This window comes from Gracilimonas sp. (assembly GCF_017641085.1).
Lineage (GTDB): Bacteria > Bacteroidota > Rhodothermia > Balneolales > Balneolaceae > Gracilimonas.
In genome coordinates this window covers 102,118-114,906 of the sequence record NZ_JAEPPI010000003.1, presented here as the reverse complement: position 1 = coordinate 114,906, position 12,789 = coordinate 102,118, and the positions used below count along the sequence as shown (strand labels likewise).

At 44.3% G+C, this 12,789-nt stretch carries 5 protein-coding genes; all 5 read left to right on the top strand.

Annotated features, from left to right (window positions below; translation table 11 throughout):
* Positions 1–159: 159 nt before the first annotated feature.
* A complete protein-coding gene (locus JJ941_RS11495) occupies positions 160–2,511 on the top strand; it encodes an ABC transporter permease (protein ID WP_290965265.1) in 2,352 nt (783 codons plus the stop codon).
* 288 nt (positions 2,512–2,799) lie between these two features.
* Positions 2,800–5,184 (top strand): ABC transporter permease, encoded by a 2,385-nt coding sequence (locus JJ941_RS11490; protein WP_290965262.1) that lies wholly within the window; start codon positions 2,800–2,802, stop codon positions 5,182–5,184.
* A gap of 104 nt (positions 5,185–5,288) precedes the next feature.
* Complete coding sequence (locus JJ941_RS11485; protein ID WP_290965259.1) at positions 5,289–7,742, top strand: ABC transporter permease; 2,454 nt, start codon at positions 5,289–5,291, stop codon at positions 7,740–7,742.
* 98 nt (positions 7,743–7,840) lie between these two features.
* A complete protein-coding gene (locus JJ941_RS11480) occupies positions 7,841–10,306 on the top strand; it encodes an ABC transporter permease (protein ID WP_290965257.1) in 2,466 nt (821 codons plus the stop codon).
* 101 nt (positions 10,307–10,407) lie between these two features.
* Positions 10,408–12,759 carry an ABC transporter permease gene (locus JJ941_RS11475; RefSeq protein WP_290965254.1) on the top strand — a complete coding sequence of 784 codons (2,352 nt, stop codon included), beginning with the start codon at positions 10,408–10,410 and terminating at the stop codon, positions 12,757–12,759.
* Positions 12,760–12,789 lie beyond the last annotated feature (30 nt).

The following is a 12,789-nucleotide window of genomic DNA, read 5'->3' as shown; positions in this document are numbered from 1 at the left end:
TACTCCATTTTTATAAGAGTCAACCAACTCACTTTTTAACCTTAAGTGAGAAATAACTCCTCTGCAGGAGCATAATTATTTGAAGAAAGTTCTCACTTACATGTAACGACTTCTGATTTTTACCGTGTAACATCCGTAATCAAGAAATCGGGTCTGGCCATGTTCAAAAATTATTTAAAAACTGCTTTTCGGAGTTTCAAACGTCATAAAAGTTCTTTTCTCATAAATGTCATCGGGTTATCCATTGGGATGGCCTGCAGTATCCTGATTCTGCTTTGGGTACTTAATGAGTTGAATTACGATCGCTTTCACATCGATGCAGATCGTATGTACCAAGTGATGGAGCATCAGTCGTATTCCGGCGATATCATGACAACCCATTCTACCCCGGGAATTTTAGCTCCTGCTTTAAAAGAGGAAGTGCCCGAGTTTGAATACGTCGCCACTTATACCTGGAATATAGAATACCTGTTTACCAAAGATGATAAGTCGCTCAAGGAAAATGGGTTATATGCCCGGCCTGACTTCTTCTATATTCTGGATGTCAACATATTGCATGGAAACCGGGACGAGCTCATCAACAGCCCCAAAAGTGTGGCTATTTCCAAAGAGCTGGCAGAGAAATATTTCAATACACAAAATCCGATAGGTGAATCTATTACCATTAACGGGACAGAGGTTCATACTATCACCGGCGTATTTGAAAAACTTCCCGAAAACTCCTCTTTCCAATTTGATTACGTGCTTCCCTTTGAGGATTGGCTGCAAAATAATGAATGGGCAACCCGGTGGGGAAACAACGGCCCAAGAACCATTGCCAAGCTATACCCGGGTGTTGATATTGCCGCTTTGAATTCAAAAATAAAGGACTTCATAAAACAAAAAGATGATGACGACTCGAATGTGGATCTCTTTGTTTTCCCCTTTGCCGATCTTTACCTGTACGGGCAATTTGAAGACGGTGTACAAACAGGTGGAAGAATCGATTACGTGAGGTTATTTACCATCGTTGCCATTTTCATATTGCTGATTGCCTGCATCAACTTCATGAACCTGAGTACAGCCAAAGCCACTAAAAGAGCCAAAGAAGTAGGAATTCGAAAATCAATCGGGGCCAGTCAGAGTTCTCTCATCGGGCAGTTTATTGGTGAATCCATGATCATCACTTTTTTCTCCCTGCTGGTTTCTGTCTTTCTTGTTGAATTGAGCTTACCGGTATTTAACGACCTGACGGACAAGGCCATCGATGTTTCCTATTCAGATCCGATGTTGCTGCTCATATTTCTTGGAACCGCATTGGTAACTGGGTTTGTGGCGGGTAGCTATCCGGCCTTTTATCTCTCCTCTTTCGAAGCTGTTAAAACCCTGAAAGGAAACCTGAAAATTTCAGGCAGCGAAGCTTTTGCCCGGAAAGGCCTGGTGGTATTCCAGTTCTCATTATCTGTAATCCTGATTATTTCTACCATTGTGGTGTACCAGCAAATTCAGTTTACCCAGACCAAAAACCTCGGGTATAAGAAGGAGAACCTCATCACCTTCCCTGTTGAGGGTGACGTCTATGATAATTGGGACACCTTTAAAGCCCAGGTAAAGGATATTCCGGGCGTCGTTAATGCATCCCGGTCCAGCTCTTCGTTTATGGGTAGAAATTCCAATACATCCGGTTTGGAATGGCCCGGTAAATTACCCGATACTCATATTTTATTCGAGAATGTAAGTGCAGATTACGGACTCATTGAAACCATGGGTTTTGAGCTTCTTGCCGGACGTTCTCATTCTGAAGAATTTGGTGCCGATACGGCCCGAATTGTGATTAATGAAACAGCAGCCAAGGTAATGGACATGGAAAATCCTGTCGGACAGGTAATTCAGCTCTGGGAAGAAGACACCGAGATCATCGGACTTGTTAAGGACTTTCATTTCCAGAACCTGCGGTATGAAGTCGAACCTCTTTTCTTCCGGCTTACCGACTTTGGCTGGGCAGCTTACGTAAGAGTTGAATCGGATAACATTCGCGAGACACTGGCGCAGATCGAAGACAAATACAAAGAATTCAACCCCACTTATCCTTTTGCTTATGAATTTATGGATGAGCAATATGCGGCCTTATACCGTGGAGAACAACGAATTGGCGACCTGGCCAAATATTTCTCCATCTTTGCCATTATCATCTCCTGCCTGGGACTTTTCGGCCTTTCAGCATTCACAGCCGAACAGCGTGCCAAAGAAATTGGGGTGCGAAAAGTGCTGGGAGCTTCAGTTCAAAACCTGGTGCTCCATCTCACCAAAGACTTCACCAAGCTGGTGCTGATTGCCATTGCCATTGCTATACCGGTTTCGTGGTGGATGATGGACAAATGGCTCTCCGATTTCGCCTACAACCCGGGCTTGAACTGGTGGATATTTGCCGCCTCCGGTTTCCTGGCAGTGATAATTGCCTGGCTGACGGTAAGCTGGCAATCCATAAAAGCAGCCCTGGTAAATCCGGTACAGAGCTTGAAGAGTGAGTAAGCTCTCAGCAGACAGCTATCAGCTTTCAGTTTAAATCCATAGAGAATAAACTGAAAGCTGAAGTCTGATAGCTGCCGGCTAACCTCACTGTCCATAATCGCACACCCGGTGTTTGAAAGTGAACAGGTATTACCCTCAAAAATGCCCTTAACGCTGTTTTAAAGATCTTTTCCCGGTTTGGTATGATAGTTGATTACCCAGTGTATAATTAGTTGTAGACGTGTTTAAGTGTTTAGGTGCGAACGTGCATAAACACTTAAATACGTTCACACATAGAAACTTTATACCATGCTGAAGAATTACTTTAAAATAGCCTTTCGGAATTTCTACAGAAATAAAGAAAATTCGATCATCAACATTTTCGGGCTGAGTGTGGCTCTTCTTTGCTGCATAGTAATTTTTTTGTTTGTCCGTGCTGAGCTGAGTGTAGATAATTTCCATACCAATGCGGATCAGATTTATCGGCTTACATTCCAGGAAATAAACCGTCCCGGTGCCCGGCATTTTGCTACTACTTCGCCTCCTATGGGTCCTGCTTTAGTTGAGAGTTTTCCGGAGATTGAACAAGCCGTGCGGTTGCGATTCCCTGACTCCAACATTCTCAGCTACAAAAACCGTCAGTTTTATGAATACAATGTAGCCTATGCCGACTCTACCTTGTTAAGCATATTCGATTTTTCTCTTTCTCAAGGCAATCCAGCCAAGGCACTAAAAGACATTAATTCCGTAGTGATTACCGCTCCAATGGCCCAAAAGTATTTTGGAGATGAAGACCCGATGGGCAAGACTTTGCTTTTGGACAATCAAATCTCGCTAACAGTTACAGGAGTATTTGAAGAAATTCCCTCTAATACCCACCTCAATTTCGATTTCATCATCTCCTTCGACACTTTTGAAGTCCCCCGTGGTTACCCTGTTACTCTTGACAGCTGGGGATGGGTTTCGTTCTACACCTACGTGAAATTATCGCAACAGGCTGACCCTGAGCAAGTAGCTGCCCATTTTGACGATTTTTTGGTCACCAACATGGGAGAAGATATCGGTGAGAACCGGATTTTACACCTGCAGCCCCTGGATGAAATCTACCTTGCCTCAAACCTCAGAAATGCTTCTGAAGATATGCGGGTTGGTAACCGGGCCTATATTTTCGGGCTGTCGGCCATCGCCCTCTTTCTACTGATAATCGCCTGTTTTAATTATATGAACCTTTCAACCGCTCAGGCTATCCGAAGAGGTAAAGAAGTGGGCGTACGCAAAACTTTAGGTGCTAAGCGCACGTCCCTGATGGGGCAATTTATTTTTGAATCGGTTCTGTTGACGCTATTAAGTATCTGCATAGCCCTTCTTTTTCTTGAACCGGTGTTACAAGCCGCCTCTTCGTTATTAGATATGGAATTGAGTCTGGAAGCTGGAAGCTACCTTTACCTGGTTCCGACCCTTTTAGCGCTTTCGGTAATTGTCGGAGTACTGGCAGGATTCTATCCCTCTTTCATGATTTCAAACTTCCGCCCCTCAAAAGCTTTAAAGGGCTCGATAGAAACCGGAAGTTCGGTGTTCTCCATCCGAAAGATATTGGTTGTAGGTCAGTTTGTAATCGCCATTGTACTAATTGCGGGAAGTTTAATCATCCGAAACCAAATTCAATTCATTCAATCAAAAGACCTGGGGTTTAATGAAGAGCAGGTTGTTGTTTTACATATGAATGGCGAGGAGCTGACCCGCAGATTTCCAACCATTAAAAATGAATTACAGCAAAACCGCCATGTTATAAATGCCAGTTTAGGAGCCGGCTTACTGGATGGAAGAAACGGAACTGTTCCTGTTTTCTCTCCAGGGGATGACCCTGAAGGTTATCCCATGAATATCTACGGTGTGCATTTCGATTATTTCGAAACGATGGATATCAAAATGGCCGAGGGACGTTCGTTCGACCCTTCTTTTGCCACCGACTCTGCTGACGGTATCGTCATCAACCAATCGGCTGCTAAAGCACTGGGTTGGGGAAATCCCATTGGCAAAGAACTCAGAGTTAGCGACATTATGGACGGATACGTGATTGGTGTTGCTGAAGATTTCCACTTTGCTTCCTTACACCGTCAAATACAGCCGCTGGTCATGTACATTCCACCAACCAACATGGAAAAAGTATTTGTCCGGTTACAACCCGGCAACCTTTCTCAAGCTGTTGCCTCCTTACAGGAAAGCTGGAAAAGCGTGGTCCCGGATTTCCCCTTTAGCTTCGTTTTCCTTGATGAGCATCTCAATCAATTATACCAGGCCGATCAGCGCTTTCTAAAGCTGCTAACTGTCTTTACCATTTTAACCATTATAGTCGCCTGCATGGGCTTATATGGGCTAATCACCTATATGATTCAGCGCCGTAGTAAAGAAATCGGAGTGCGAAAAATACTTGGAGCGAAGGCCTCACAAATTACTTGGTTGCTTTCTTCGGAATTCTCACTCCTGGTCGGGATCGCTTTCCTGATAAGCATTCCCATATGTTATTTCGCAATTCAAAACTGGCTGCAGGAATTTGCCTACCGTGTCCCTATCCCGTGGTGGGTGTTCCTGCTGGCCGGTTTCGTTTCTCTTGTAATCGCCATAAGCACTATTTCATATCAAACAATAAAAGCAGCACTTGCAAACCCTGTAAAAAGTTTAAGAAGTGAATGAAAATAGCTGTCAGCTATCAGACATCAGCTTACAGTTTATCAATCTCGATAAAACTTAAAGCTGATAGCTGACGGCTGACGGCTGAAAGCTCAAAATTAAATACCATGCTAAAAAACTACTTCAAAATCGCATTCCGGAACTTGTTCAAAAATAAAGTCTATTCCTCGGTCAATATCATTGGATTGGCTGTGGGCTTGGCGACCTGTATTGTGATCTTGCTGTACGTAACGCATGAGCTTTCTTACGATAAACATCATTCAAACTCAGATCGTATTTACCGGGTAACCTCCCACATCGATTTCGGTGGCAACTTTATCGAACTCGCCTCTACCTCTGCACCAATGGGACCTACCCTTAAGGAGCTTTATCCTGAAGTTGAGGCTATGACCCGTTTCCGTCCGCGTGGTTCTTACCTGATCAAAAAAGAAGGAAAAAACTATCGTGAAAGTGGCTTTGTGTTTGCCGATTCCTCCGTTTTTGATGTATTCACCATCCCCTTTCTCTATGGGAAACCGGATCATGCTTTGACACAGCCACAAACGGTTGCCATTAGTGAAGAAATGGCCCGGAAGTATTTTGGCCGCGCCGATGTGGTGGGCGAGACCCTTACCATACAGGATGATTTTGATATGGAAATTACCGGCGTGTACGAAACCATGCCGAATACCTCTCACTTTCATTTCAACTTTTTGATTTCGATGGCAACAATCGATGAAGCCAACAACAATGTGTGGCTGAGTAATAACTTCAGAACCTACCTGCTGCTTAGCGAAAATACCGCCCCAGAAGCTTTTGAACAGAACTTCGAGTACATCAAGAAAACATACATAGAGCCCCAGCTTCTTCAGTTTATGGGAATTACAATGAAAGAATTTGAAGAAGCCGGAAATCGTGCCGATTACAGATTACAGGCTTTGGAGGACATTCACCTTCATTCCAGCCTCACCGGAGAGTTTAAGGCAAACGGAAGCATTACTTATGTATATATTTTTTCCGGATTGGCCGTTTTTATCCTGCTGCTGGCCTGCATCAACTTCATGAACCTTTCTACTGCGCGATCAGCAAAACGAGCAAAAGAAGTCGGTGTTCGAAAAAGCCTGGGATCTGACCGTTCCACATTGGCCGGCCAATTTTTGATGGAATCCCTTCTGCTCAGTTTTCTGGCTTTAATTGTCGCCCTGTTTTTTGTTGAACTTACCCTGCCCTATTTCAGCGATATAGCCGGGAGAACCATAAGTTCGCAGTATTTCACCAACCTTCCCTTAAGCCTGGGCATGCTGGGTATTGTCATCATCACCGGCTTGCTTGCAGGGGCATATCCTGCGGCGATGCTGTCTTCATTTCAACCCGTAAAAGTACTTAAAGACACCCATCTGGAGCGCAAAGGCCATGGTTTGTTCAGAAAGGGATTGGTGGTATTTCAGTTTTCCATTTCCATCGTAATTATTGCCGGACTTCTTGTCATCAACGACCAGCTGCAATTTATTCAGAATAGAAACATTGGATTTGAGAAAGACCGGGTAGTAATCGTTGAAGACGCCTATGCTATCGGAAGCAGCAACGGAGTCGATTCTTTTAGAGACGATGTGTTGAAAAACTCATTCATTAAATCCGCCACCATCTCCAGTTTCTTTCCCGTTGATGGATATTCCTTGAATGACCTGGCTTATTGGCCGGAGGGAAAATCACCCACACAGAATAACACCGTGAGCATGCAAACATGGGAGGTGGATGAAAACTACATCCCAACGCTGAAAATGGAGATCGTGGAGGGAAGAAACTTTTCTGAGAATCGGGCAATGGACAAGCAAGCCGTAATCCTCAATGAAACAGCTGTTCAGCGATTAGACCTCCAAGACCCGGTTGGCAAGAGTATTTCAACCTTTGCAATGAACCACGAAGATGGATCAATCGATCAATCCAAAACGCTGTCTTATGAAATTGTGGGCGTAGTCAGGGACTTCAATTTTGAGTCGTTGCGCGAAAACGTGTCCCCATTGGGTTTGTTTAACCAGCGTTCATCGGGCAATGTGGCCTTCCGTTTTGCTGATGCAAATATCAGTGAAGTGCTGGCCGTTCTGGAAGCAGAATGGACCGCCCGAGCTCCTGAACAACCGTTCAATTATGCATTCCTGGATCAGCAGTTCGACCGGATGTACCGTGCTGAAAACAGGGTGCAAAACCTGATGAGTACCTTCTCAGTGCTGGCCATTTTAATAGCCTGCCTGGGGCTGTTCGGACTTTCTGCATTCAGTGCCGAGAAAAGAGCCAAAGAAATTGGAATCCGGAAAGTATTGGGGGCGGATATTGCATCTATCCTTCGCCTTATGTCCAAAGAATTTATGGCACTGATTTTAGTCAGTTTCATGATTTCCATACCTATTGCATACCTGGTTATGCAACAATGGCTGCAGCAGTTTACCTACCGAACTGATTTAGGAATGTCTGTTTTCCTTTTATCGGGATTAATCACGCTCGGCATTGCCATTGCAACCGTAAGCTGGCAATCTGTAAAAGCAGCCTTAACCAATCCCGTCAACAGTTTAAGAAATGAATAAATAATAGCTGTCAGCTATCAGGCTTCAGCTTACAGTTTACCGATCTCGTTAAAACTGTAGGCTGATAGCTGACGGCTGAAAGCTCAAAATTATATACTATGCTGAAAAATTACTTTAAAATCGCATTTCGGAACTTGTTCAAGAACAAGGTGTATTCATCCATCAATATATTTGGACTGGCTGTGGGTGTGGCGTGCTGCATTCTTATTGCCCTGTATGTTCAAAATGAGTGGAGCTATGATGAATTTCATTCTAAAGCAGACCGTACTTACCGGGCTTGGGTAAACGAGACCACACCTGAAGGCAGGGAATTACTGAATACAGCCACGCCTGTAATCCTGGGCCCAACCCTCAGAGATAACATTCCGGAAGTTGAGCACCTGACCTACATGTTCAGCTTCAGCAATCTGGTAAAAACCCCCGATGCTCAGGCTCCCTTTGATGAAAACATCTTGGTAGTGAATGAAGATTTCTTTCAAATTTTTGACTTTGAAATCCTGCAGGGCGATCCTGACAATTTATTTATGAATCCGTCTTCCATTGTGATTTCTGAGGCAACTGCCAACCGTTTTTTCGGCAACCAAGACCCACTTCAAAAAACCCTGTCCATAAGGCTGACCGATGAGTACAAACAGTTCACCATAACCGGTGTGGTTGAAAATCCCCCGGCCAATTCCAGTCTGGATTACCGAATCCTGATGCCTGACCAAAACCTGGAGACCCTGATTAGCGAACGTGGCCGAAACAGCTGGTTCAACATTTTTGGCAGCACCTATCTGACATTGCAGGAAGGCACAAACCCGGACGAACTGAATGAAAAGTTTGATTCCATGATGAAAGGCGTATTTGGGGAGGATTTCTTCACCAATCAGGATTATAAAGTAGGCCTCCAGCTTTTGATCGACATTCACCTTAACACCGAATTTCCTTCAGCCCAAGCCAGCGTCAGCGATCCGGTATATTCCTACATCCTTGCAGCCATCGCCTTTCTGATTCTGCTGATAGCCTGCGTTAATTTCATGACCCTTTCGATCAGTAAATCTACCTCAAGAGCTAAGGAAGTTGGAATCCGGAAAACCATCGGAGCCATCCGGCAACATCTGATGTATCAGTTTTGGGGTGAAGCCTTGATGATGACGCTGATTGCCTTTTTGATTGGGATCACCTTTGCTGAACTTCTTCTTCCCTTTTTCAATGATCTTTCCGGAACCGAGCTTACTATTTCTTATGGAGCAGGAACACTGGGAGTGTTACTGCTTACTGCTTTAGCTGTGAGTCTGGTAGCAGGCATTTACCCTGCTCTTGTCCTTTCCGGTTTTCGCCCGATTGAAGTGCTGAAAGGTCGTCTAAATCTGTCTGCTGAAAAGGGGGGATTCCAAAAAGTGATGGTCGTCTTTCAATTCTCACTTTCTATTGCCCTGATTATAGGAACCATTACTATCCATCAGCAGCTGAATTATGTTCAGAATAAAAACCTCGGTTACCAGAAAGACCAGGTTTTGGTGCTGGAATCCGGCATCAGCAATACCCCTCAAAGCTCACCGGCTGATATTTTTGAACAAAGCATTCGGAGAAAGCAAATACTTATCAATGAATTGAAAGCTTCCTCTGAAATTACTTCAATAACGACTTCTTCCTTCACTCCTGTGCAAACCGGGGGCTGGTTTCAGATGGGGTTCAGAGATAATCAGGATCAACCCAAAAACTTTCATGGCAATTTTGTGGATGCTGATTTCATCCCCACTCTCGGAATTAAAGTAACGGAAGGGCGTAATTTCTCTGAAGAAAATCCCTCTGATGCCCGTCAGGCTATGATCGTGAATGAAGCCCTCGTTGAATATTTCGGTTGGGAAAATCCCATCGGCCAACGCCTTCCCGGACCTGAATTCGATCAGCATGAGGTGATCGGCGTTGTGGAAAATTTCCATTATGAGTCGTTGCATACCCCGGTAGAGCCGCTTGCTATAGTAATGAACCCGGATATTCTGTTTAGCGGAATTTCCGACCTCGGTATTTCAAACTCTTTTGACCCGCGATACTCATTCAACTTATCCACGGGAAATTTATCTCAAACAGTAAGTCAGCTGAGAGAAGTATGGGCACAGGTAGCACCGGGCGTTCCGTTCGATTATACCTTCGTCGATCAATCACTGGATGATCAGTACCGGGAAGAACGACGGCTCAGTCGTATTGTAACCACCGGATCAGTACTGGCTATCATCATTGCCTGTCTTGGCCTGTTCGGGCTTGCTTCGCTGATGGTCATCCGGCGAACCAAAGAAATTGGAGTCCGAAAAGTGTTAGGAGCCTCTTCCGGTAATATCGTTTTCTTAGTGAACAAGGAATTTACCAAATTGGTAGCCATAGCTTTTGTGATTGCGACCCCGATTGCCTGGTATGCCATGAGTACCTGGCTGCAGGATTTCGCCTACCGAATCGAGTTAGGATTTGGCATTTTCCTGTTATCAGGATTACTTACCCTTGCCGTTGCGTGGTTTACGGTAAGTTATCAATCCGTTAAAGCAACCTTAATTAACCCAACCGACAGTTTAAGAAGTGAATAATAATAGCTGCCAGCTAACAGACTTCAGCTTTCAGTTTTACCGGTATCGAATAAAAACTGAAAGCTGATAGCTGACGGCTGATTGCTTAGTACTAAAAGATTATGATTAGAAATTACATCAAGATTGCATTTCGCCATTTGGCGAAGAATAAATCATACACCTTCATCAACACCGTGGGTTTGGGAGTAGGGCTTGCAGCCTGCATCATCATTGGCCTGTGGGTAAACTATGAGCTCAGCTATGACGATTACCACGCTGATTCCGAACGAATCTACCGCGTATTGAATGGGGATGTTGCCGCAACTCCACCTACTTTAGCCCCTGCTCTCAAAAATGACTACCCGGAAATTGCCCCAAATGTTGTGCGATTCTGGCCGATCAAGTCCCCTTCCGATATCACTTCTGAGGACAAACAGTTTGCGGAAAGAAATATCACCTTTACCGACCCTGACATCTTCGATGTATTTACACATCCGCTGATTCTGGGAAATAAGGAAACTGCCCTTTCTTCTCCAAATCGCATGGTAATCAGTAAGTCTATGGCTGAGAAGTATTTTGGCCCCGAGAATCCCCTTGGAAAGACCCTCACCATGTGGGGACGAGACTTAGAAGTAACAGGCGTATTTGAAAACGTGCCTTTAAACTCTCACCACCGCTACGAGTTTTTGGTTCCGATCGAACTGCTTGAAACTTTTATGGGCAGCATGATGGAAAACTGGACCTGGGCCGGATTCTATACCTACATCCTGCTTCCCGAAAACGTATCGCCTTCTCTGGTTGAAACTGCGATAGCATCTACATTCGACAAGTACACGGAAGATAACTTTCTCACTCCTCAACTTCAGCCTCTGAATGATATCTATTTTGAAAAGGCTGAAAAAGACATCGCTGCTACCGGAAATTTCAATTATGTGGTAATCCTGGTAACCATTGCTATCATTGTTTTGGTGCTTGCATGCATTAACTTTATGAATTTATCTACCGCCTATTCCACCATGCGGAAAAAGGAAGTGGGCATGCGAAAAACCCTGGGGGCACAACGTGGTCAGCTGATTGGCCAGTTCTTAGGAGAAGCGATTGTGCTCAGTTTAATGGGCTTGTCGCTGGCTCTAATTCTGGTTGAGATCAGCCTGCCATTTTTCAGCAACTTTACAGGAAGCCCACTGTCAATGCCATACCAGCAAAACTGGATCGCTATTACAGGCTTTGTAGGGCTGGCTCTTTTAGTTGGCACATTATCAGGCAGCTATCCTGCATTTTTTCTTTCAAATTTCCAACCCGTTAATGTATTAAAAAATACGGGCAGGACTTCTTCTTCAGGCGGAAACCTTCGCAAAGGTTTGGTGGTCTTTCAATTCGCAATTTCCATCTTTTTGATTGTAGCAGCTTTAACTGTCTATTCTCAAATGAATTTCATGCAGAAAAAGGACCTGGGTTTCAGCGATGAAAAAATCATCATTACCGGAGCCGAGAATTATCAAGCTATGAAAGCAGAACTGGAAAAGATGCCCGAAATAGAACAAGTTTCAGCAGCATATAACGTACCGGGACAGCGCCTGCCACTTTATCCTATCCGAACAACGGGAATGGCTTCCGACTCATTACCCACTATACGTACTCTTCGCGTTAACCCCGGCCTTATGGAAACTCTTGGAATGGAAATGGCCTTGGGCAGAAGTTTTGATGAAGAAGTTTCAACGGATGCTTCACGGGCTTTTGTAATCAATCAAGCTGCAGTAAATTATTTTGGCTGGGAAGACCCCATTGGCAAAGAATTATCCTGGTATGACTTTAGTAAAGATGGCTCCTCATTTGAAGTTGCTAAACAGGGAAGCGTAATTGGCGTGGTCAACGATTTTAATTACGCTTCCCTTCACAACCCTATTGAGCCGCTTGTCATACATGTCAGCAATCACATAAATATGGCTGTCATTAAACTGAGCGCAGGCAGTTCAGAACGAACACTATCTCAAATCAGAGAAACTTGGAATAGCGTAACACCTGGAAGTCATTTCTGGTACTATTTCCTGAGTGACGATTTAGATCGCCAGTACGGTGCCGAACAAAAGTTAGGGCAAGTATTTGGAGGGTTAACCCTGCTTGCGTTGTTTATTGCCTGTCTTGGATTATTTGGACTTACCACCTATTCTACCCGGCAAAGAACTAAAGAAATTGGCATTCGCAAAGTGATGGGAGCCGATATTAAACAAATCATTTTAATGTTGAATATGGAAGTTCTGAAAATGGTTGCACTTTCACTTGTTATAGCAATCCCTATTGCCTGGTTTGTTATGAGTCGATGGCTAGCTGACTTTGCCTATCGCATTGAAATTGGACCGCGGATTTTCTTTTTGGCCGGAATGTCTGCATTGGTGATTGCACTGTTAACGGTCAGTTGGCAGTCCATCAAAGCTTCGGTTACACCACCGGTAGAAAGTTTAAGAAGTGAATAAATAATTGCTGTCAGCTAACAGACTTCAGCT